25 protein-coding genes are annotated in these 21,703 nt (G+C 45.8%); 23 read left to right on the top strand and 2 right to left on the bottom strand.

Annotation, left to right across the window (positions count from 1 at the left end):
• Nucleotides 1-13 precede the first annotated feature (13 nt).
• The 7 genes from DFP79_RS10645 to DFP79_RS10615 all read left to right on the top strand — a co-directional run bounded on the left by DFP79_RS10645 (nucleotide 14) and on the right by DFP79_RS10615 (nucleotide 5,360).
• Nucleotides 14-742, top strand: coding sequence for a 5-oxoprolinase subunit PxpA (locus tag DFP79_RS10645; protein ID WP_133503931.1), 729 nt, complete (start codon nucleotides 14-16; stop codon nucleotides 740-742).
• Nucleotides 739-1,422 (top strand): 5-oxoprolinase subunit PxpB, encoded by a 684-nt coding sequence (gene pxpB / locus DFP79_RS10640; protein ID WP_133503930.1) that lies wholly within the window; start codon nucleotides 739-741, stop codon nucleotides 1,420-1,422. Before DFP79_RS10645 ends, pxpB begins: the two co-directional genes overlap by 4 nt.
• Entirely contained in the window at nucleotides 1,415-2,413 is a 999-nt protein-coding gene (locus DFP79_RS10635) for a 5-oxoprolinase subunit C family protein (protein WP_243730250.1), read from the top strand. Before pxpB ends, DFP79_RS10635 begins: the two co-directional genes overlap by 8 nt.
• 15 nt (nucleotides 2,414-2,428) lie before the next feature.
• Nucleotides 2,429-3,310, top strand: coding sequence for a DUF4392 domain-containing protein (locus DFP79_RS10630; RefSeq protein WP_133503929.1), 882 nt, complete (start codon nucleotides 2,429-2,431; stop codon nucleotides 3,308-3,310).
• A gap of 71 nt (nucleotides 3,311-3,381) precedes the next feature.
• Nucleotides 3,382-4,239, top strand: a complete 858-nt coding sequence (locus DFP79_RS10625) for a D-amino acid aminotransferase (RefSeq protein WP_133503928.1) — start codon at nucleotides 3,382-3,384, stop codon at nucleotides 4,237-4,239.
• Between the two features lie 206 nt (nucleotides 4,240-4,445).
• Nucleotides 4,446-4,757 carry a pyrimidine/purine nucleoside phosphorylase gene (ppnP, locus tag DFP79_RS10620; protein WP_133503927.1) on the top strand — a complete coding sequence of 104 codons (312 nt, stop codon included), beginning with the start codon at nucleotides 4,446-4,448 and terminating at the stop codon, nucleotides 4,755-4,757.
• Between the two features lie 267 nt (nucleotides 4,758-5,024).
• Entirely contained in the window at nucleotides 5,025-5,360 is a 336-nt protein-coding gene (locus DFP79_RS10615; RefSeq protein ID WP_133503926.1) for a zinc ribbon domain-containing protein YjdM, read from the top strand.
• Between the two features lie 76 nt (nucleotides 5,361-5,436).
• On the opposite strand, the gene DFP79_RS10610 is transcribed toward DFP79_RS10615, so the two are convergent.
• Nucleotides 5,437-6,066 (bottom strand): LysE/ArgO family amino acid transporter, encoded by a 630-nt coding sequence (locus DFP79_RS10610; RefSeq protein ID WP_133503925.1) that lies wholly within the window; start codon nucleotides 6,064-6,066, stop codon nucleotides 5,437-5,439.
• A gap of 97 nt (nucleotides 6,067-6,163) precedes the next feature.
• Here DFP79_RS10610 and DFP79_RS10605 point away from each other — a divergent pair, with 97 nt between their 5' ends.
• Nucleotides 6,164-7,060 (top strand): ArgP/LysG family DNA-binding transcriptional regulator, encoded by an 897-nt coding sequence (locus DFP79_RS10605; protein ID WP_133503924.1) that lies wholly within the window; start codon nucleotides 6,164-6,166, stop codon nucleotides 7,058-7,060.
• A 17-nt stretch (nucleotides 7,061-7,077) separates the two neighbouring features.
• Here the strand turns inward: DFP79_RS10605 and DFP79_RS10600 are convergent, their stop codons facing one another.
• Nucleotides 7,078-7,851 carry an MmyB family transcriptional regulator gene (locus tag DFP79_RS10600; protein ID WP_133503923.1) on the bottom strand — a complete coding sequence of 258 codons (774 nt, stop codon included), beginning with the start codon at nucleotides 7,849-7,851 and terminating at the stop codon, nucleotides 7,078-7,080.
• A 103-nt stretch (nucleotides 7,852-7,954) separates the two neighbouring features.
• On the opposite strand from DFP79_RS10600, the gene DFP79_RS10595 reads away from it, so the two are divergent.
• From DFP79_RS10595 to DFP79_RS10525, 15 genes are all read left to right on the top strand, one after another.
• Nucleotides 7,955-8,389 (top strand): hypothetical protein, encoded by a 435-nt coding sequence (locus tag DFP79_RS10595; protein WP_133503922.1) that lies wholly within the window; start codon nucleotides 7,955-7,957, stop codon nucleotides 8,387-8,389.
• A 321-nt stretch (nucleotides 8,390-8,710) separates the two neighbouring features.
• Nucleotides 8,711-9,346: a LysE family translocator gene (locus DFP79_RS10590; RefSeq protein WP_133503921.1), complete on the top strand. Its 636-nt coding sequence runs from the start codon at nucleotides 8,711-8,713 to the stop codon at nucleotides 9,344-9,346.
• 316 nt (nucleotides 9,347-9,662) lie between these two features.
• Nucleotides 9,663-10,946, top strand: coding sequence for an urea ABC transporter substrate-binding protein (gene urtA, locus DFP79_RS10585; RefSeq protein ID WP_133503920.1), 1,284 nt, complete (start codon nucleotides 9,663-9,665; stop codon nucleotides 10,944-10,946).
• Between the two features lie 244 nt (nucleotides 10,947-11,190).
• Nucleotides 11,191-12,807: an urea ABC transporter permease subunit UrtB gene (urtB, locus tag DFP79_RS10580; protein WP_133503919.1), complete on the top strand. Its 1,617-nt coding sequence runs from the start codon at nucleotides 11,191-11,193 to the stop codon at nucleotides 12,805-12,807.
• Nucleotides 12,804-13,937: an urea ABC transporter permease subunit UrtC gene (urtC, locus tag DFP79_RS10575; protein ID WP_133503918.1), complete on the top strand. Its 1,134-nt coding sequence runs from the start codon at nucleotides 12,804-12,806 to the stop codon at nucleotides 13,935-13,937. Before urtB ends, urtC begins: the two co-directional genes overlap by 4 nt.
• Complete coding sequence (gene urtD, locus DFP79_RS10570; RefSeq protein ID WP_133503917.1) at nucleotides 13,934-14,812, top strand: urea ABC transporter ATP-binding protein UrtD; 879 nt, start codon at nucleotides 13,934-13,936, stop codon at nucleotides 14,810-14,812. Before urtC ends, urtD begins: the two co-directional genes overlap by 4 nt.
• Nucleotides 14,809-15,498 carry an urea ABC transporter ATP-binding subunit UrtE gene (gene urtE / locus DFP79_RS10565; protein WP_133503916.1) on the top strand — a complete coding sequence of 230 codons (690 nt, stop codon included), beginning with the start codon at nucleotides 14,809-14,811 and terminating at the stop codon, nucleotides 15,496-15,498. The genes urtD and urtE overlap by 4 nt, the downstream gene beginning before the upstream one ends.
• A gap of 161 nt (nucleotides 15,499-15,659) precedes the next feature.
• Nucleotides 15,660-16,544, top strand: a complete 885-nt coding sequence (locus DFP79_RS10560) for an urease accessory protein UreD (protein WP_133503915.1) — start codon at nucleotides 15,660-15,662, stop codon at nucleotides 16,542-16,544.
• A 104-nt stretch (nucleotides 16,545-16,648) separates the two neighbouring features.
• Nucleotides 16,649-16,951: an urease subunit gamma gene (locus tag DFP79_RS10555; protein WP_133503914.1), complete on the top strand. Its 303-nt coding sequence runs from the start codon at nucleotides 16,649-16,651 to the stop codon at nucleotides 16,949-16,951.
• 86 nt (nucleotides 16,952-17,037) lie between these two features.
• Nucleotides 17,038-17,373: an urease subunit beta gene (locus DFP79_RS10550; RefSeq protein ID WP_133503913.1), complete on the top strand. Its 336-nt coding sequence runs from the start codon at nucleotides 17,038-17,040 to the stop codon at nucleotides 17,371-17,373.
• The gene (ureC, locus tag DFP79_RS10545; RefSeq protein WP_133503912.1) at nucleotides 17,370-19,088 is read left to right on the top strand and encodes an urease subunit alpha; all 1,719 of its coding nucleotides are present in this window, start codon (nucleotides 17,370-17,372) and stop codon (nucleotides 19,086-19,088) included. The genes DFP79_RS10550 and ureC overlap by 4 nt, the downstream gene beginning before the upstream one ends.
• Before the next feature lie 100 nt (nucleotides 19,089-19,188).
• The gene (gene ureE, locus DFP79_RS10540; protein ID WP_272643712.1) at nucleotides 19,189-19,629 is read left to right on the top strand and encodes an urease accessory protein UreE; all 441 of its coding nucleotides are present in this window, start codon (nucleotides 19,189-19,191) and stop codon (nucleotides 19,627-19,629) included.
• The gene (locus DFP79_RS10535; RefSeq protein WP_133503911.1) at nucleotides 19,610-20,287 is read left to right on the top strand and encodes an urease accessory protein UreF; all 678 of its coding nucleotides are present in this window, start codon (nucleotides 19,610-19,612) and stop codon (nucleotides 20,285-20,287) included. The genes ureE and DFP79_RS10535 overlap by 20 nt, the downstream gene beginning before the upstream one ends.
• A gap of 140 nt (nucleotides 20,288-20,427) precedes the next feature.
• Nucleotides 20,428-21,075 (top strand): urease accessory protein UreG, encoded by a 648-nt coding sequence (gene ureG, locus DFP79_RS10530; protein ID WP_133503910.1) that lies wholly within the window; start codon nucleotides 20,428-20,430, stop codon nucleotides 21,073-21,075.
• A 24-nt stretch (nucleotides 21,076-21,099) separates the two neighbouring features.
• Entirely contained in the window at nucleotides 21,100-21,699 is a 600-nt protein-coding gene (locus DFP79_RS10525; protein WP_133503909.1) for a HupE/UreJ family protein, read from the top strand.
• Nucleotides 21,700-21,703 lie beyond the last annotated feature (4 nt).

Here is a 21,703-nt window from a genome sequence, read left to right as displayed (position 1 = left end):
TGGAGCTTGGATTATGAAACTTAACTGTGATCTGGGTGAAAGCTTCGGTTCTTGGAAAATGGGCATGGACGAAATGGTGATGCCTCACATAGACCAAGCAAACATTGCCTGTGGTTTTCATGCCGGCGACCCTGTCATTATGTCGCGCACGCTGTCCTTGGCGAAGCAATACTCTGTCGAAGTGGGCGCGCACCCAGCGTACCCTGATTTAGTCGGTTTTGGTCGTCGATCTATGAATTGCAGCGCGGCTGAAATCGTCGCTTTTATGCATTATCAAATAGCCGCAATGGATGGAATGGCTTTATCTCAACGGATCGAAATCCAGTATGTGAAACCGCATGGTGCCTTATACAACGACATGATGGCAAAAGATGACGTGCGCGCTGCGATTATGACCGCCATAGCATCGTATCACCGTCCCATTAAGCTCATGCTGCAAGCGACACCGCAAAGTGATGTTCACAGAGCAGAAGCAAAAGAAGCGGGCATAGACGTGTTGTTTGAAGCTTTTGCGGACCGTTGCTATGACGATGATGGAAAATTGCTTTCGCGTACCAAAAGCGGTGCCGTTCATACCCGCGAAAAAATGCTTGAACAGGTTAAACAGCTTAATGAAGAAGGCACGTTGACCACCGTCAGCGGACACACTCTAAAAATTGATGCGGATACACTGTGTGTTCATGGCGACAATGAAGAAGGCGTGAAAGCCATTGAAGAGATTCGTAAGGTAATCAACGCATGAGAATTGAAGTCGCAGGGGAAAATGCTCTGATTCTTTATGTTGGTACGCATGGTGAACAAGGTGTTGCTCATCGAGTTGAGCAAGTAACACGACTTCTCAAAGAATCGATGGGTGATTTGTTGATCGATTTAGTTCCGTCTTATGCCAGCGTATTGATCATCTTCGATTTATTTCGCTGTGATCATCTTAAAGTACGTCAGGCGATTCGTAATATTGAACCCCAACTGACAAACGAAGCCAGTGAAAATGGCCGTATCGTGACGTTACCTGTTTATTATGCAGCGGAAGTAGGGGCGGATTTAGAAGACCTAGCTCGTAATGCCGGATTAACGACAGACGAAGTCATTCACTTGCATCAGGCGACAGATTATCGAGTGTACGCCATCGGCTTTGCTCCGGGTTTTGCGTACCTTGGAGATGTGGATGAGCGTATCGCCGCGCCACGATTGTCTACACCTAGGCAACGTGTTCCTCGTGGCGCTGTTGCAATTGCGGATCGTCAGACGGCTGTTTATCCGGCGGTGTCTCCGGGAGGTTGGAACCTGATTGGACGATGTCCTCAACGTATGTTTAATCCGGATTTAGATCCTAGTATGCCCGTTCAGGTGGGGGATAAAGTGCGTTTTGAATCTATCACGCGAGACGACTATCTGTCGTTGGGAGGATCGTTGGATGACTAACGCAGCGCAAAATACTATTTTCCAGCAGGGTTCTATGGATCAACAGCAAGGATTTCTGGTTCAACAGCCCGGTTTGATGACACTGATTCAAGATGCCGGACGCTATGGTCAACACGGTATTGGATTGACAGTGGGCGGCCCTTTGGACGCAGAAGCATTTCGTTGGGCAAACCGCTTATGCTCTAACGATGTGGGCGCTACTGCATTGGAAGTGAGTTTTGGTGGTTTGGTGCTTGAAGCTCAAGTAGAAACGGTCATTGCTCTGACAGGCGCAGATATACCTTTGACGATTAATGGTGAAGCACAGCCGATGTGGCAAACCTTACCTGTAAAAGCCGGGGATAAAATTAAACTGGGCTTCGCAACATCAGGAAGTAGGGCGTACTTTGCGGTTGCCGGTGGTCTGTGTGTTCCTCATACATTTGGCAGCGCTGCAACCGTCGTTCGAGAGGGAATTGGCGGATTAGCGGGCGAAAAACAGGGCGCGAAGTTGGCAAAAGGTGATGTGCTGACGTGTCAAAGCAGCACGGGTATCGAACTCCGTTGTCTTCCTGAACAGCATCGTCCGGACTATTCGAAAGACGTTAAGTTACGGGTCATTCTTGGGTATCAAAAAGAAGCATTTTCGGATCTTCAGATTGCTACTTTTGTCTCCAGTGAATACACCACGACAGATCGCAGTGATCGAATGGGGTTCCGCTTAGAAGGCCCGCAGATTAAACCGTCTATTAACGGAATATTGTCGGAAGGCATTTGCCATGGTGCGATTCAGGTGCCTGCCGACGGGCAGCCGATTGTCCTGTTGAATGACCGACAAACGATTGGCGGGTATCCAAAAATAGGTTCTGTACTGTCACTTGATACCGGCAAGCTTGCGCAGCTGTCTCCCGGAGCCAAAGTGCGTTTTGAAACCATCACAATAGACGACGCACATAACCTTCATATGTTGGCGAAGCATCGTGAAGAGTCTGCCAACTTAGTTCCAGTTTAACGAGAGAATGGATACATGACAGCTCAGAAAACCACTCCTGAAAATGTGTTAGAAGCGATTCAACTCAGCGCCGAGATTGAAGATCTATTGGTGTCTCGTAATCCGCGTGGAATGAAATCGGTTCAGGCTTCCATGCTTAAGGGATACTGCTTACGTGCAGCCATGATGATGCATCAATGTGACGGATATGTCTTGATTGGCACTGGCTTTCCTGTTGCGGGCACATTTGAAACCGATGGCCCCGTGGGTGCTATTTCATTGTATCGCGCTTTTGAAATGATCGGAGCTAAGCCTGTCATGGTGTGTGGTGACCCATTAGCGTCGGCCATTGGTTCAGATTTTACGGTTGAGAAACTGTCAGTCGGAGAGACCTCTGCCGAAGAACGATCTGCTAAAGCCACTGAAATCCTAGAAAAATATCAGCCTCAACTTGTGCTTTCCATAGAGCGTCCAGGGCGAACAGAAGACGCCGGCTATTACAACATGCGCGGTGAATCCATTGCTCCAAACTCCGCAAGCTTCGATGAAATTATTCTAGAGGCGGGGTGTCCGACCATCGCAATTGGCGACGGCGGTAATGAAATTGGAATGGGCAATGTGAGACCCGCTCTTCGTCGTCTGGACATTACTCCAGCGGTGACTCGTTGCAGTGAATTGGTCATAGCCGATGTTTCTAACTGGGGCGGTCATGCTTTGGTTGCCTTGTTGGGTTGGTTATCAGGGAAAGATTTACTGGAAAGTTTTGATAACAAGGCAGTACTGACCTACTTGTCGGAACACGGCAGTGTGGACGGCGTAACGCGAGAAAATACACTAACGGAAGACAGTTTACCGCTGGAAGAAGGCAATAAAATGTTGCTGGATCTGCGTAAATTAACGGGTTTTATTAACAAATAACTGAATGTTAACGGGTGGCGACTTAATCGAGTTATTCGCGATAAATGTTACCTAATAGTTGGGAGAGAATGATGAGTATTGTATATCTAAACGGCGAATACATGCCCATGTCAGAAGCGAAAATTTCGCCAATGGATCGTGGCTTTCTTTTTGGTGATGGAATTTATGAAGTAATTCCTTCCTACGATGGCAAGTTAGTGGGCTTTGCTCCCCATATTGAACGTATGGATCAAGGTCTAAGCTTTATCGACATTGAACTCGATTACAGTATCGACACATGGCGCGATATTTGTGAAACGCTGATCGAAAAAAACGGCGGTGGAAACCAAGGGATTTATCTGCATGTCTCTCGGGGTACAGATTCTAAGCGTTTCCACGCCTACCCAGACAATATTGCTCCCACCGTATACGCTTTCTCGTTTGAAATTGCACCCGCACCTAAACCTGAAAAAGGCACAGTGAAGCAGTATAAAGTATCCTCAACACAGGATTTGCGCTGGAAGCGTTGCAACATCAAATCAACTGCTTTGTTGGGTAACGTGATGCATTTTCAACAAGGTTATGAGGCAGGGAATAACGAAATTATTCTCTATAACGCCAACGACGAAATGACAGAAGGCAGTGCCTGTAATGCTTATATCGTAAAAGACGGTACCGTTATTACTCCGCCATTAGATCATCAAATTCTTCCAGGAATCACGCGTTTGATGTTGTTGGACATCTTACGTAAAGACGGCTCGATTAAGGTTGAAGAGCGAGCTGTTACCATGGATGAAGTTCGTAATGCGGATGAAATCTGGTTAACCAGCTCAAGTAAAGAGATTGCCCCTGTCGTTGAGTTGGATGGAACCCCGGTTGGAGACGGAAAAGTGGGCGACGTATGGGAACAGGCTCAACGTTTATACAGCGCAGGTAAATACGACTACTAAGTCCTATCGACACGTTAGTTGGGTGTCTTTGTAAAACGAGTTTGTTATTAAAAGCCCACTGAAAATTCAGTGGGCTTTTTTTATGCATAAATTTCGTATCCAATTTAGCGAAAAATTTTAGAAAACTTATCTATTTTTCTATAGAGCATTCCATCGATTCATCATACACTCACTGCCAAAATTCAATGATTGATTAGGAGTAGAAAGTGTCTCAGTTTGATAATGTTTCTGTACTAAAAGCAGCGAATGTTTATTTTGACGGTAAAGTAACAAGTCGTGTTGTAATGTTTGCCGATGGCACGAAGAAAACGTTGGGTATCATGATGCCGGGCGAATATGAGTTTGGAACAGAAGCGGCTGAGCTAATGGAAATCACAGCGGGTGATCTAGATGTTTTGCTTCCTGGTGAAACAGAGTGGCAAACGATTAAAGGCGGTGAAGAATTCAACGTACCTGCTAACGCGTCGTTTAAGCTTAAAATCCGCGCCGTAACTGACTACTGCTGTTCATACCTGTAAGTTTACTTTCTAATAAGCTTACATTGTTTATAAGTTCTCATCGCTTATAAACGCAGATAACTGGGCAATACCGCATTTTAGCTTGCCCAGTTTATCTTCCTTGATGGGTTCTCCAATGCGTAAATCAATTAAGCTCATCATAAGCTGCATCTAATGTGCAAAAGCTCATTTCATGCTTCACGAGTATCTAATACTTCCCCCGTTCCTAAAAAATAAGCGTATAATGCCCGCACTTTTATTCCGGTTTTTTACGAGGTAGTGATAAGCATGAGTCTTCCAAATTGTCCTAAATGTAACTCAGAGTACGTATATCAGGATCAAGAGTTATTGATTTGCCCTGAGTGTGGTCACGACTGGAATCCAAATGAAGTCGAGGTGGACGAAGACGCGCTTTTCATTAAAGACGCAAATGGCACGCAACTACAAGACGGCGACAAGGTAACGTTAGCAAAAGACCTGAAGGTAAAAGGTTCGTCTCAAGTGCTTAAAATCGGTACCAAAGCGACAATCAAACGTTTAGTTGATGGCGATCACGACTTAGACTGTAAAGTCGACGGCGCTGGCGATATGATGTTGAAATCTCAGTTCGTTAAGAAAGCCTAAGATAAAACGAACAGAATATTTTGTTGGAAAAAGCCTCGAAGAGATTCGGGGCTTTTTTATGCTTATTATACAGCCTCTAAACCATCATGCCGTACGTCCATTTCGCAAGTTCAAACGCGATATAAAACATAATAATAGCCACGATGCTGTCGAGTATTTTCCAAGTACTTGGGCGAGAAAACACAGGCACCAACTTCGTAGCAGCGTACCCAAGGCCATAAAACCATAGAAAAGACGCTGAGACAGACCCGATTAGAAACCACAGTTTTTCATCCAATGTAAAGGAAGAGGCAACGCCGCCAATGACGACAACCGTATCTAAATAAACATGCGGGTTTAAAAAGGTAATCGCTACGGTGGCTAAGACAATCGAGGTTTTTCCCCGCTTTTGCGTATCATCAGACGATACATTCAGAGCATGTTTGCTGTGCAAAGCAGATTTCAAAGAAAGCGTTCCATACCAGCTTAAAAAAGCTGTCCCTAAAATACCCAACACGATCTGAGCAATGTCATAGTCCTGAATGATTGCTCCAATACCAAAAATACCCAATGTCATTAGCAGAGCATCGCCCAAAAAACACAGCGTAGCGACGGTGAAAACATGCTGTTTTTTCAGACCGGACTTAAGTAAAAAAGCATTCTGGCTGCCGATCGCTACAATTAGGCTACCGGATAAAAATACGCCTTTCAGCATCATAGATAACATGGGGTGTGAATGTCCGTTGTGTGAGATTGACGCTAAGATTGATCTTCTTTTGAATTAAGGTAAAGTTAAATTAACTAATGCAAAATAAGTAATACTAATGTTGGATTATCGATTGTTAGAAGCGTTGGAAAAAGTCGGAACATTAGGCAGCTTTGAGCGAGCAGCCAATGCGCTTGGTATTACTCAATCTGCAATTTCTCAAAGAATCAGCACATTAGAACAAAGAGTAGGGATACTTCTGGTTAAAAGAGACCGCCCAGTTGCACTGACCGACGTTGGCTTGGAGATCGCAAAGCACGTTAGTAAAGTAAAGCTGCTGGAAAATGAACTCATCAATGTTTATAACCCAGACTCTTCTATCCCAACCTTGAAAATTGTCATGAATGCCGACTCACTTTCAACTTGGTGGCATGACGCAACGGCTCCCTTTTTAAAGCAACATAACGTTGCCATTGAGATCATAACTGAAGATCAAAGCCAAGGGCTTGCTCATCTTCAAGAGGGTTCTGTGGTGGCGTGTATTTGTAGTACCGAAAAGACATTAAGCGGCACACGCAGCCATTATATTGGTAGCATGACGTATCGCTTTTATTGCTCTCCTGAATTTCACCAATCATACTTCTCTAGTGCTATTGATCAACAGAGTCTCAATCAGGCTCCGGCTGTGCTTTACGGCGTGAAAGACAAGATTCACGAAGATGCCTTTACGCAAATGGGCTTAGAATTTTCATCCCCTCGTTACCTCTGTCCATCCAGTATAGGGATGGTGAAACAAGTGGCTTCTGGCAGCGCCTACGGCGCATTACCCACATACCAAGCAGCAGAAAGCACGAGTGAACTTGTTGATGTATTTCCCGACCAAGCTGCCATTGAAATACCGCTCTATTGGCATTACTGGCGCGAGGGTGGGGAGTTATTGGAACGTCTTACTGATGTGCTTTTATCTAAAAATACTCGGAATGTGCTGCAAGCATCAAACTCTCTTTCGCTTTAATAATCATCGGTCGTATATCAGTGGCCTTCGTAATGAAAGTGTTTTGTTTCTTCATTAGATGGAAACATCAGCTCGACTTTGTACTCGCTGGTTGTAGTGTCCAGAACCGCTCCCATTTGTGTCACAAGCGAGAAATATGTCAGTCGATGGTTGTCGAGTTGAAACGTCGTACTCAATGCGGCTTGATTGTAGTCAATCTCTTGAGAGAGGTTGTCTCTTTGAAGTTTTTCCGAAAGCGCGTTTTTAAGCTGAATTAAGCGTTCGGAGCCGCCTGCTAGATCGATCTCATAGGTGATGCGACTGAGTAGAACAGAAGCTGTTTCGCCCCAATTAATAACGCTAGAGCGGTTAGGATCATCGAGTATGAAGCTTTCTATTAGATTCGGCGTGTTGGCGAACCCTAGTTTAGTCATGATATTGATGGCCGCTGGGTTTGCTTTCACAACATCCCAATCACGGTTTAATACCAGTGCGGGTAATGGCATATGGTTTGCCAAGAGCGTGTCCATCGCAAAAAGAACAGGGCTCATGTCTACCGTGTTGCTTGGGTGCTCGCTATCCTGAAAAACAGGAGCGTAACCTGATACGCTCAACATCCGGTTAATCTCTCGTTTTGGAATTTTGAGAAAGTTACCCAGTTTAATCACTGTATCTTTACTGGGCATCGAGCGACCCGTTTCTAGAAAACTAAGGTGCCGACTGGATATGCCAGATTCAACGGATAATTGCAGCTGGCTGTAGCGCCTTTGCTTACGCCAGTTTTTTAAAATCACACCGTAGCTGTCGTTCATGGCTTTCCTTGTTACCCACTTTTCATTACCTCTGAGGTAATTGTTTCGTCGTCGTTGAGAATTGTAAGCTCAACTTGGATTTACATTGCTAAGAGGATACCAAATGAAACCGTCTACAAGTGCACTTTTTATGCGAATCGTCGCCAGTCTATTTGCGGCCTACGCGTTACTTTGGGCAACGGCACCCTTTGCTGGCATCAATTTACCCGCAAGGCTGATATTGGATATTTCGGATTGGCCATTAGACCGACTCAATCAACCTTTGGATCGTAACACCATGTGGATTGTCTCTATCGCCGCGGGTCTTTTAGGCGCTATTGCTGTTCTTTTTTGGCGGGTCGTTGCTCCCGCGATTGAAGCTGGAAACAAGGCCATCATGCGAAGCACGCTTTACGCCATTCTTGTCTGGTACGTGATTGATGGCATTGGTTCCGTTGCATCGGGTGTGGTTTCCAACCTAGTGTTCAATACGGTGTATTTGGTGCTGGTGATAGCTCCGTTGGTTTTGACGAAGTATGAAAGAGAGGAATCACTGTAATTTCGTGGAATTTAGACCACTCTGATATCGATTAGATATGGAACGGTACTATATACGTTAGTCGGTGTTGACTGACGCATCAGGGTGCTATTAAAAAAGAGGTTGCTAAGCCTTGGTACGGGAGAAGCAATTTGGGGCGTCCGTTAGTTACTGATTGAACTTATTGATTTAGGGTGTTGCACTTCGGAGTCGGATTCGCGACTATATTTAGGGAGAAAAACGTTTTGACTTATAGGAAGAGGGAGATACGTCTCCACGATGTTACTCTTTCTCATCGTGTTTTTAGGAATCGTCAGGGTAATTTATAGAAGGAGCTTTTAGATGGATATACATGTTTGGCTAATGTTTTTTTTAGCCTACTTCGTAACAACGCTTGCACCAGGCCCGAACGTTTTTTTAGTGTTAAAAAACAGCATAAAGTTCGGCTGGAAATACTCATTTATAACCATTTTTGGTAATTTGCTTTGCCAATTTTTGATTGTTTGTATGGTCGCACTTGGTTTTGGTGTGTTACTCCAATCATCTCCTACTTGGTTTCTATATGCGAAAGTGATTGGCGGAAGCTATCTTATTTATATTGGATTAAAAAGCTTACTCTCTAAGAAAAACTCGTCATTTCATATAGATAACAATGGCGCTTCTGTGAAGAAAAATACTACTTTTTCTATTTTTCTTGAGGCGTTTTTAGTATCGGCTAGCAACCCGAAAACCGTTATCTTCCTATCCGCATTTTTGCCTCAGTTTATCGATGTTAACCATTCCGCGAATGAGCAGTTTTTGATTATGTTTCTCACGATATGTTTGATCGTAACGGTTGTTCATATAGGTTACTCAATTGGTATCCATCATATAAAAAAGTACTTTTCCGAAAAGAAATTCAATTCATATGTTTCCAAAATCACGTCTAGCGTCCTTGTCTTAATGGGAATAGCCGTCTTAAGTAGTAATAAAAGTTAGGGAAGGTGCGGAGAGAAGCCAGCGTAAGCTCATAGTTAAAGTGAAAAACAGCTTTAGTGAGCTTTCGTTCCTAACGTCTGGAGCCGTTCATTTTATATCTAAAGGAAGCCTCTGGGCGTTCATTACAGACGTTTAAGAGAGTGTTTCTCTAGCCACAACTACGTCAAATGACGTATGCCCCTAGTGCATTTCGCGCATACCCTTTGTCGCTGTGATTCTGAATACTGTGTTTAGCGAGTTGAATGGAAAAAGAGCTTAAAAAGCCACGCCGTTCCACTTCTATTACTTATTCAAAATCACATAGGACAACCTCAACATGAAAATCAAAACGCTTGCTTCTGCAATTGCGCTTTCTGGCGCGACGCTTATTGCGTTGCCTTCTATGGCAGCGGATACCATCAAGGTCGGTGTGTTGCACTCTTTGTCTGGCACGATGGCGATTTCTGAAACCACGCTGAAAGACACTGTCTTAATGATGGTAGAAGAGCAAAACAAGAAAGGTGGTTTGCTGGGCAAAAAGTTAGAAGCGGTTGTTGTTGACCCTGCTTCAAACTGGCCACTGTTTGCAGAGAAAACGCGTGAGCTTCTGACAGAGGAAGAAGTGGATGTGATTTTCGGTTGTTGGACGTCCGTGTCTCGTAAATCTGTTTTGCCGGTTATCGAAGAGCTAAACGGTTTGATGTTCTACCCTGTTCAGTATGAAGGCGAAGAGTCGTCTAAAAACGTGTTCTACACAGGCGCTGCGCCGAACCAACAGGCGATTCCTGCGGTTAATTACCTAAAAGATGAGCTAGGGGTTGAGCGTTGGGTTCTTGCCGGTACGGATTACGTTTACCCACGTACCACGAACAAAATTCTAGAAGCTTACCTAAAAGACATGGGTGTAGCGGAAGAAGACATCATGATCAACTACACGCCATTTGGCCACTCTGATTGGCAGTCGATTGTTTCTGACATTAATAAATTTGGTAGTGCGGGTAAGAAAACGGCCGTTGTTTCGACCATCAATGGGGATGCAAACGTACCGTTCTACAAAGAGTTAGGTAACCAAGGTATTTCTTCCGAAGACATCCCCGTTGTGGCGTTCTCTGTAGGTGAAGAAGAGTTATCTGGTTTGGATACGACGCCTTTGGTTGGGCATCTAGCGGCTTGGAACTACTTCCAAAGTGTTGAAACAGAAGAGAACGAAGAGTTTATTACTCAATGGAAAGCGTTCACTAAGAACCCTGATCGCGTAACAAATGATCCAATGGAAGCGACGTTCATCGGCTTTAACATGTGGGCGAATGCTGTGAAAGACGCAGGTACGACGGACGTTGATGCTGTAGAGCAAGCCATGATTGGTCAAGAAACGCCGAACCTTACAGGTGGTGTTGCTGTTATGAATAAAAACCATCACTTGAGCAAGCCAGTGCTTATTGGTGAGATCCAAGACGATGGTCAATTTGAAACGGTTTGGGAAACAGACGGCGTTGTTGCTGGTGATGCATGGTCTGATTTCCTTCCGGGTTCTAAAGACCTGATTGCGGATTGGACTGACCCAGTTAAGTGTGGCAACTACAACACTGAGACTAAGGCGTGTTCTGGTCAGAACTATTAGTTTAGTTGTCGTTTTTTACTGAGACCCCCTCCCAATCTCCCCCTTGGCAAGGGGGAGGAGTCAGACCGAAGTGTTGATATTTCCTCCCTTGGTAAAGGGGAGGGTTAGGGAGGGGTCTAAGGCTCTTCTGTAAAAACGCAATCACTGTCCGAACTTTACTCTCCCAGGGGTAAACCTCTCAGCTGGCGTTACGCTGGCTGGGAGTTTTTTTAGATCATCTTCCAATCTATTTTGGAGCAGAAATTTGAACGCTATTCTGACGCTTTGCTTATTAATAGGTGCGTTGCTGCCTTTTAGTGTCGCTCATGCGGCGACAGGTGAGGCTACGGTTCAGTCGGGCAGCCCTATGTTGCTTGAACTGACCAAAACCAAACTGTCTAAGATGCCTGCCGTGGTTGAAAAGCTAGAAGCGGAAGGCGGCGATGCCTACCTTCCTCTTTTTCGCACGTGGCTTGCGGGCAATCTTTATTATGTAAAATCGAACCGTTCTCTTGTTGAAAAAATGGGATCAGGGAAGCAGGTTACCTTTCAGGCAATGTTTTCCGGCGATCCAATGCCCGACCTTAAAAAGAAGCAGGTCAAAAAAGTTAAAGTAAATAATAAGTTACGCGGCAAGTTGCGCAGTGTAATTGCCCGTATTCAGTTGACGTCAGAAGACTCAAGCGTGCGGGAAGCGGCGGTACGTGAGTTGTTAGCGAAGCTCGATAAAAATGTGATCGGTATACTCGAAGGGTTGCATGTCAAAGAACAAAATCTCGATGTAAAAGCCATGATAGCAACGGCGCTTTCTTTGTATGCCGCATCGGATAAATCGAACAGTCAAAGTGTTCGCCTGTCTGCTATTGAAGATTTGTCGGACAGTTTAGAAAACGATGTTCGTAATGGTTTAACGAAACTTACGAACGATTCAAACAAGGCTGTCGCAGCGGCGGCCGACGAAGCTTTAGTCAGTATTAACCAACGCGTCGAGCGTTACGCCTTGGTCGATCAACTCTTCTTTGGTTTAAGCCTTGGTTCTGTGTTGTTGCTGGCATCAATCGGCCTTGCGATTACGTTTGGTGTGATGGGTGTGATTAACATGGCACACGGCGAGATGATCATGCTGGGCGCTTACACGACTTACGTTGTTCAGCTTATGATGCCGAACCACATTGATTATTCCATCTGGGTTGCAATTCCTGCGGCGTTTTTGGTTTCAGGGCTAATGGGGGTTCTCATTGAGCGTTTGGTGATTTGTCGGTTGCATGGGCGACCGTTAGAAACCTTGTTGGCAACGTTCGGTATCAGCTTGATTCTTCAGCAATTAGTTCGAACGATTTTTTCTCCCCTTAACCGTCAGGTATCAACACCAACTTGGATGAGTGGCTCGTTAGAAATTAACCCAGTGTTGTCGTTGACGTTAAACCGATTGTACATCTTGGCGTTTGCGCTCTTGGTATTTATGGCACTGGTTTTACTGCTTAAGAAAAGTTCATTAGGGCTCAATGTGCGTGCGGTTTCCCAAAACCGAAATATGGCGAAAGCAATGGGTGTGAAAACGGAATGGGTCGATGCGATGACGTTTGGCTTGGGTTCAGGCATTGCTGGAATTGCGGGTGTTGCGCTTTCTCAGCTTACGAACGTGGGGCCAAATCTCGGTCAATCCTACATTATTGATTCGTTTATGGTGGTGGTCTTTGGAGGGGTTGGAAATCTCATGGGAACGCTGGTGGCGGCTTTCACTCTAGGGATTGCAAATAAGTTCTTAGAACCGACAACGGGTGCAGTGCTCGCGGCCATTCTCGTGTTGGTCTTCATCATACTCTTTATCCAAAAACGTCCTAAAGGACTGTTCCCTCAAAAAGGGAGAGCGGCAGAATGATAAAACTCTTAAATTGGTTTTCAGCTGGGCGTACTTCTGGCAAATACACCTTACCTTTTGTGGTGATCTTGTTGAGCATCACGGTATTGGCATCAGCGGCGAACCTGTTGCTACCGCAAGATTCTGCACTTTATGTCAGCACATACAGTATTACGTTGCTGGGCAAGTACCTGTGTTATGCTATGTTGGCGTTGGCTGTGGATATTATCTGGGGTTATTGTGGGATATTGAGTTTGGGACACGGTGCGTTCTTTGCGTTGGGCGGCTATGCCATGGGCATGTATTTGATGCGTCAAATTGGTGATAGAGGCGTGTATGGCAATCCGCTATTGCCCGATTTTATGGTGTTTTTGGATTGGAAAGAACTGCCTTGGTTTTGGTTAGGTATGGATCAATTTTGGTTCGCCATGGTGATGGCGGTTCTTGTTCCTGGTTTATTAGCGTTTGTGTTTGGCTGGTTGGCGTTTCGTTCTCGTGTCACGGGCGTGTATTTGTCCATCATGACACAAGCTCTGACTTACGCTTTACTGTTGGCTTTTTTCCGCAACGAAATGGGCTTCGGTGGCAATAACGGTTTGACGGACTTTAAAGAGATTCTAGGGTTTGATCTTCAAGCCGATACAACGCGCGTATCGCTTTTTTTGATTACGGCGATTTTGTTGGCCGTCATATTGATGCTAAGCCAACGCATCCTGTCATCACGCCTTGGAAAGGTAACGCTTGCAGTGCGAGATTCCGAAGCCCGTACGCGCTTTATCGGTTATCGAACTGAGTGCTATAAAGTGTGGTTGTTTGTGTATTCTGCGGTGATTGCTGGTGTTGCTGGGGCATTGTACGTTCCGCAAGTTGGGATCATTAATCCGGGTGAGTTTTCACCGATAAACTCAATCGAGATTGTCATTTGGGTGGCGGTCGGCGGTCGAGGAACCTTAATAGGTGCCATTATTGGCGCGTTGTTAGTGAACTACGCAAAAACGCGATTCACCGCCATTATGCCTGATGGCTGGCTGTTTGCGTTAGGCGCATTGTTTGTATTAGTGACCCTCTATCTACCGAAAGGTTTAATGGGTTTGTATGGGCAATTGACGTCAAAACGTCTAACCAAGGGTGAACAGGAGGCGGCATCATGAGTACCTTGGATCAATCCTTACAAGGCCTTCGAGACACTTTTCGTCGTGATCAGGTGTGGCCATTTTTAGCGCCGGAACAAGCTCAGGTCGACGTTGGGAATCAAATGATTCTGTACGTCGAAGGTCTTAATTTAAGCTTCGATGGTTTTAAAGCACTGAATAACCTTAACCTGTATGTGGGTGACGGTGAATTACGGTGTTTAATTGGCGCGAATGGTGCTGGAAAAACGACTCTTATGGATGTCATTACCGGTAAAACTCAGTGCGATTCTGGCACCGTATATTTTGGTCAAAATCATAATCTTTTAACGAAAGATGAAGCGGACATTGCCCAGCTTGGCATCGGTAGGAAATTCCAAAAGCCGACGGTTTTTGAAGAACAAACTGTTTTCGATAATCTTGAGCTTTCTTTAAAAACCGATAAACGGGTTCTTCCCACGTTATTTTCTCGGTTGTCTCCCTCAGAAATTGATCGTATTGATGAGGTTCTAGCGATTATCGGGTTGCGTAAACAGCGCTTTATGAAAGCAGGCGCATTGTCGCACGGACAGAAACAATGGTTAGAAATTGGAATGTTGTTGGTTTCTGATCCGAGGCTCTTGCTGATTGATGAACCGGTCGCGGGGATGACAGCTCAGGAAACAGAACGAACAGCGGAATTATTGACGTCATTGGCGGGGGAGCGCACGGTTATTGTCGTTGAGCATGATATGGAGTTTGTTCGCAGTATTGCTCGCACTGTCACTGTTCTCCATCAAGGGTCGGTTCTCGCAGAAGGCACGATGGATCAGATTCAAAACAATAAGGATGTGATCGAAGTTTATCTGGGTGAAGAACAGGATGATGAAGGCAACCTAGCAGGAGTGATGGCATGATTTCCATTAATAAGGTGAACCAACTGTATGGTGGCACTCAAATTCTTTGGGATCTGGATCTCGACATCGTCCCTAAATCCATCACTTGTATTATGGGGCGTAACGGCGTTGGCAAAACGACCTTGCTCAAGGCCATAATGGGACTATTACCGATTCAAAGTGGCGAAATCACGATGGGCGACGAGGAGTTACATAAACAAAGCGCGGAGCGACGAGCATTTGCAGGAATCGGTTATGTGCCTCAAGGTCGTGATATTTTTCCTATGCTTACGGTTGAGGAAAACCTTCGTATTGGGTTGCCTGTTCGCAAAAGTAAGGAGATTCCGGAAAAGATCTTTGAGCTTTTTCCCGTATTAAAGGAAATGCTGCATCGACGAGGTGGCGACTTATCGGGAGGGCAACAACAACAGTTGGCCATTGGCCGTGCTTTGGTGCTGGAGCCCAAAGTTCTTATATTGGATGAACCAAATGAGGGCATTCAGCCGAACATAGTGAAGCAAATTGGTGACGTCATTCTTAAATTGAATGAGGAAGAAGGGCTTACTGTGATCTTAGTGGAACAAAAATTGGGCTTTGCTCGTCGGGTGGGTAAAGAGTTTCGTCTGATGGAAAAAGGCCGCATTGTTGCAGCAGATAAGATGGAAAACCTAAATGATGAGTTAATAAAGCAGTATTTGGCAGTATAAATTGAGCTATTATGCCTAGCCTCCTTCTTTTTATAAGACGGAGGCTAGGCTGTTTGTGACACAGTGAAAAAAACTGGGCACGAATTTCGCATGGGGAATAGATTTGTTTGTGCCCATCTTGGTGCATAAGCACAGACATATGAATAAGTAGTAGAGGTGTTATGAGCCTATTGGCAGAGCCCGTAGTAAGTACTGAACATTTTGTCGCTCCTGTTAGCCAGTGGCAGGCTTATTTGAAACTGGGATTTGATCAAACGGCGCGTGGTACTGTTTTGAAAACGTGCGACCATAAAGGCCCGTTATACGTTCAGAAACCGTTTTATCCAGAAGGAAAAGACACCGCTCACGTTTATCTTTTACATCCCCCCGGTGGTTTGGTTTCGGGCGATGAATTGGTTATTGAATCTAAACAAACGCCTGATACACATGTATTGATCACCACCCCCGGAGCTGGACGAGTATATAAAGCCAGACCCGATAAAACGCTACAGCGTCAAACAACTCACCTTCATGTCGCCAAAGACGCCGTAATGGAATGGTTGCCTCAAGAAACGATTTTGTATCCCAATGCGAATACCAAGCTGATTAATAAAGTCGAACTTCATGGATCTGCGCGTTTTATTGGCTGGGAAGTGACTTGTTTTGGTTTACCCGCTAATCAGTTGGACTTCAGCGAGGGTCAGGCGGATCAATGCATTCAAATCCGTGTGGATGGTCGTATTCGATTAAGAGAGCGTTTGCTTATCGATGCACAAAGTCGCGATTTGATGACAAGGGCGGCAGGGCTTCAGGCGAATCCGGTCAACGGTGTTTTAATCGCTGGGCCATTTAAGCACGAAAACGCCGCACTTCTGGAATCATTAAAAGACGCGTGCCGCGAGGCAGACGGAGTATCCGGTGCTACGCTTGTAGATGAATTTATTGTCATTCGAAGTCTAAACAATGACAGCGAAAGAATGAAACGATTGTTTACAACATGTTGGCAATTAGTACGCCCTGAATTACTGGGAAGGGCGGCATGTGAGCCAAGGATATGGGCGACTTAACAACGACCCCCGTTTGTACATGGGGTCATTATGTCCTATAGAGCGACGGCCCACAGGGCAATGCCCTATAGGATAATTAAAATTTACTAAATCAAGAGACGACAATGGAATTACTACCAAGAGAAAAAGACAAGCTGCTGGTATTTACTGCCGCTTTGTTGGCTGAGCGTCGCTTAAATCGCGGTCTCAAGCTGAATTATCCAGAGGCCATGGCTTACATCACCATGGAAATTATTGAAGGCGCTCGTGATGGAAAAACGGTGGCTGAATTGATGGCGTTTGGCAAAACATTGTTGAGCGCCGATCAGGTTATGGACGGGGTTGCCGATTTGATTCATGAAGTTCAAGTCGAAGCAACGTTTCCGGACGGGACTAAATTAGTCACGGTTCATAACCCTATTAATTAGAAAATGCAGCGTACTATTTTGCCCTGATGCTCAGCATCAAGGTGAAGCGGTTATCTGCTTTTGTACTGTTTCTTGGAGGGACTGTAATGATTCCTGGTGAAATTCAAGTCGCCGATGGGGCGATTATCCTAAATGAAGGGCGTGAAACTCTGACTCTGCGTGTTGAAAATACTGGAGATCGCCCTGTTCAAATTGGCTCGCATTACCATTTTTATGAAGTGAATCCAGCCCTAGTTTTCGAACGAGAAAAAGCGAAAGGCTTTCGACTTAATATCGCGTCGGGTACAGCCGTGCGTTTTGAGCCGGGTCAAGGCCGAGAGGTCGAGCTGGTAGAATACGCAGGCAGCAAAACCATTTACGGCTTTAGAGGCGATGTAATGGGAACACTGACCTCCGACTCATCTGAGGAGAGTAAATCATGAGTACATCCAAAAAAACGATGGACCGTGCCAGCTACGCTCAAATGTTTGGTCCAACAACCGGCGATAAAGTGCGCTTGGGCGACACGGACCTTTGGGTTCAAGTAGAGAAAGACTTTACAACTTACGGCGATGAAGTGAAATTTGGCGGTGGTAAGGTTATTCGTGATGGTATGGGGCAAAGCCAGTTAACCAACGATGTTGCGGTTGATCTTGTGATTACCAATGCTTTAGTGATTGATCACTGGGGCATTGTTAAAGGCGATGTCGGCGTTAAAGAAGGCCGTATTTTCAAAGTGGGTAAAGCGGGTAATCCAGATGTCCAAGATAATGTTGATATTGTCGTTGGGCCGGGTACGGAAGTCATTGCCGGAGAAGGTTCAATCTTAACGGCGGGTGGCATTGACTCACACATACACTTTATCTGCCCACAACAAATTGAAGAAGCGCTGACATCTGGTGTAACAACCATGATTGGCGGCGGAACTGGGCCTGCAACTGGCACCAATGCTACGACTTGTACACCGGGACCTTGGTATATCGGAAAGATGCTTCAAGCAACAGACAGTATGCCGATGAACCTTGGCTTTCTTGGTAAAGGTAACGCCAGCTTACCGGAGGCGTTAGAAGAACAACTGGAAGCCGGCGCGTGTGGTCTTAAGCTTCACGAAGATTGGGGTACAACACCTGCTTCGATTGATTGTTGTTTGTCTGTCGCTGAAAAGTATGATGTTCAAGTGGCGATTCATACCGATACGCTTAATGAGTCGGGCTTTGTGGACAGCACTTTAGGTGCGTTCAAAGACCGTGTTATTCATACCTATCACACGGAAGGTGCGGGTGGTGGTCATGCGCCGGATATCATTCGTGCAGCAGGTCAGCCAAATGTGTTGCCGTCTTCAACCAACCCTACGCGTCCATATACTCACAATACCGTTGATGAACACCTTGATATGTTGATGGTGTGCCACCACTTGGACAGCAACATTCCAGAAGATGTTGCGTTTGCCGATTCTCGTATTCGTAAGGAAACCATTGCGGCAGAGGATGTGTTTCATGATCGTGGTGCGTTCTCGATGATCTCTTCTGACTCTCAGGCAATGGGCCGAGTGGGAGAAGTGGTTACTCGTACATGGCAAACCGCGCATAAGATGAAGCAACAGTTCGGTCTGCTACCGGAAGATCAAGAACTGGGTGCAGATAACTTTCGTGCTAAGCGTTATATTGCAAAATATACAATCAACCCTGCAATTGCGCATGGCATGAGCCATGAAGTGGGTTCCATTGAGCCGGGTAAATTGGCCGATTTGGTGTTGTGGAAGCCTGCCTTTTTTGCGGTTAAACCGTCGATGATCATTAAAGGCGGAATGATCGCAAGTGCGCCGATGGGCGACCCAAATGCGTCTATCCCAACCCCACAACCGGTTCATTATCGTCCGATGTTTGGTTCGTTTGGTAAGGCCAGTGCGGCAACGTCGGTGACCTTTGTGTCCGATGCAGCTTTAAAAAATGGTATTAAAGACCGCCTTGGTTTAGATCGTTCACTGGTGGCGTGTAAAAACACCCGTACAGTCAGCAAAAAAGACATGGTTCACAACGATTGGATGCCAGACATTACCGTCGATCCGCAAACGTACGAAGTGCGTGCGGACGGTGAATTGTTAACGTGTGAACCTGCCAAAGAATTGCCTTTGGCGCAGTTATATAATTTGTTTTAGTGATGTAGACCCTACAACCTCCAGTTCGTAGTGGAGGTTGTCAGCATACGGTGTCCGTTTTTCTCAAGCAGGAGAACGGAAGGGTCTTAGGAGGAATAGTTTGGATATTTATACTCGATTGGGCACACATTGCCACGAAGATGTGTTTACAACCGTTATGTTGGATTCCGATCAGCGAGAGCGCGGTCGTTTGAAACTCACAGCGGAAAATGGTGAAGAGGTGCGTGTATTTTTAGAGCGCGGTAAGCCTTTATTGGTTGGCGAGTATTTGCGCTCCGAGTGTAATAAAGTGGTGCAAGTGGTGGGCGCAGTTGAACCTGTCTCGCATGCGAGCTGCGATGATTGGGAAGTGTTTGCTAAAGCCTGCTACCACCTTGGAAATCGACATACCAAAGTTGAAGTCGGTGCGCGTTGGTTACGCATTAAGCCTGACCATGTGCTAGAGGAAATGCTTCACCTTTTAGGCTTGGTCGTGACTCATGAAGAAGCCATTTTCAAACCGGAATCTGGAGCCTATAGTCATGGACATCAACACCACTGATCGGGCATTGTTGCGGTTACTTCAGCTGAGCAGTGTGAGTTTGCCCGTTGGCGGATATGCATTTTCACAAGGGCTAGAATACGCGATCGATCAGGGTTGGATTAAAAATCAGGCTCAGGTAGAAGATTGGACATCACTTCAGCTGATGCAATCGTTTGCACGGGTGGACTTGCCGATATTGAGATTGGCGATGACGGCTTGGGCGACTCGGGATCATGCTCGCATGGTGGAATTGAACGATTTGGCCTTGGCTTGTCGTGAAACCAAAGAGCTGAGACTGAACGATTCTGCGATGGGAGAAGCCTTGGCACGTCTGCTTCGAAGTTTGGAGATAGATACACCATTCTCAAAAGCAGAAGAAGTGAGCTTCACCATTTTATTTGCGATTGCCGCAAGTGATTGGAACATAGAATTTGATACAGCGGCGCTGGGTTTTACATGGTCGTGGTTAGAGAACCAAATCGCTGCGGCGACGAAGTTGGTTCCGTTAGGCCAAACTCAAGCTCAGGTTTTGTTTGGTACACTCCAGCCTGTACTCACCGAAGCGATCCAGTTATCAAAAACGCTTGATGAAGACGATGTGGGCGCGGGACTTCCCGCTGTGGCGATTGCGAGTTGTTTGCATGAGACGCAATATTCACGGTTATTTAGATCATAGATAGACCCTCTCCCAACCTCCGCCTTAAAAAAGGGGGAGTAGATCGGATTTTCTTTTTCCTCCCCTTAAAAGGGGTGGATTAGGGAGGGGTCATAGGCATCAGCCAACAAGATTAGAATTTTAAAAGATAGGTAATAGCAATGACAAAACCAAAGCAAACGCTGCGTATAGGGATTGGCGGTCCAGTAGGGTCCGGTAAAACGGCATTACTTCGTTCATTGTGTTCTGCAATGCGTGAGTATTACAACATCGCCGTTGTTACGAACGACATCTACACGCAGGAAGACGCGAAATTCTTGACGCGTCATGAAGCGCTGGAAGCCGATCGAATTGTAGGCGTAGAGACGGGCGGTTGCCCACATACCGCGATACGTGAAGACGCGTCTATGAACTTGTCAGCAATAGATGAATTATTAGCACGTCATGGTGAATTGGATGTGGTGTTTGTTGAATCAGGAGGTGATAATCTATCGGCGACTTTCAGCCCTGAATTGTCTGATTTAACGATCTACGTTATTGACGTTTCAGCGGGCGATAAAATCCCACGTAAAGGTGGACCGGGCATTACTAAGTCTGATCTGTTGATTATTAATAAAACGGACTTGGCTCCGTTGGTTGGTGCGTCACTGGATGTGATGGATCAAGACGCAAAAGCACAGCGCGGCGCGCGTCCTTTTGTGTTTTCCAACTTGAAAAAAGCAGAAGGCTTAGATGACATTATTCAATTTATTGTGTCTGAAGGGATGCTGGAAGCGAAACAAATACCACCGGCAAAAGCGGTCGTTTAATTTATCTATTTAGGAGATTTCTTCATGCGTTTATCTTTTTCTAAAGGAATGTCAGCTAAAGTGTTAGCTGCTTCTGCTCTTGCAGCTACTTCTGGCACAGCGTTGGCCCATGCTGGTCACGAGCATGTGTCTAGCTTTATGTCGGGTTTAATGCACCCTATGGGCGGATTAGATCATCTTCTTGCGATGGTTGCAGTTGGTCTTTGGGCGGCGGCAATGGGTGGACGCGCACTTTGGGCTGTGCCAGCCGCGTTTGTAATCGCAATGGTGTTGGGTGGCTCGATGGCTGTTTCAGGTTTGAACCTACCGTTCGTTGAGCAAGGTATTCTATTGTCAGTGGTCGTTCTAGGAACATTGGTATTGGGTGCTAAGCGCCTTCCAGTTGTTGCATGTGCAGCCATTGCTGGCGCATTTGCAATGTTCCACGGTGCGGCGCACGGAGCTGAAATGCCAATGACAGCAAATGGCATTCAATACGCAATTGGTTTTGCTCTTGCGACAACGGCATTGCACCTAGTGGGAGTGGGTCTTGGTCAACTAGCAACACGTTTTGGTACGCCTGTTGTGACGCGTATTTCTGGTTCTGTTATTGCTCTTGCTGGTGTTGTTCTTGCGGTAGCGTAAATAA

Source organism: Marinomonas balearica (assembly GCF_004362145.1).
In the GTDB taxonomy this organism is placed as follows: domain Bacteria; phylum Pseudomonadota; class Gammaproteobacteria; order Pseudomonadales; family Marinomonadaceae; genus Marinomonas; species Marinomonas balearica.
Note: the sequence above shows the minus strand (reverse complement) of the source record. Positions and strands in the feature narration are given on the sequence as shown.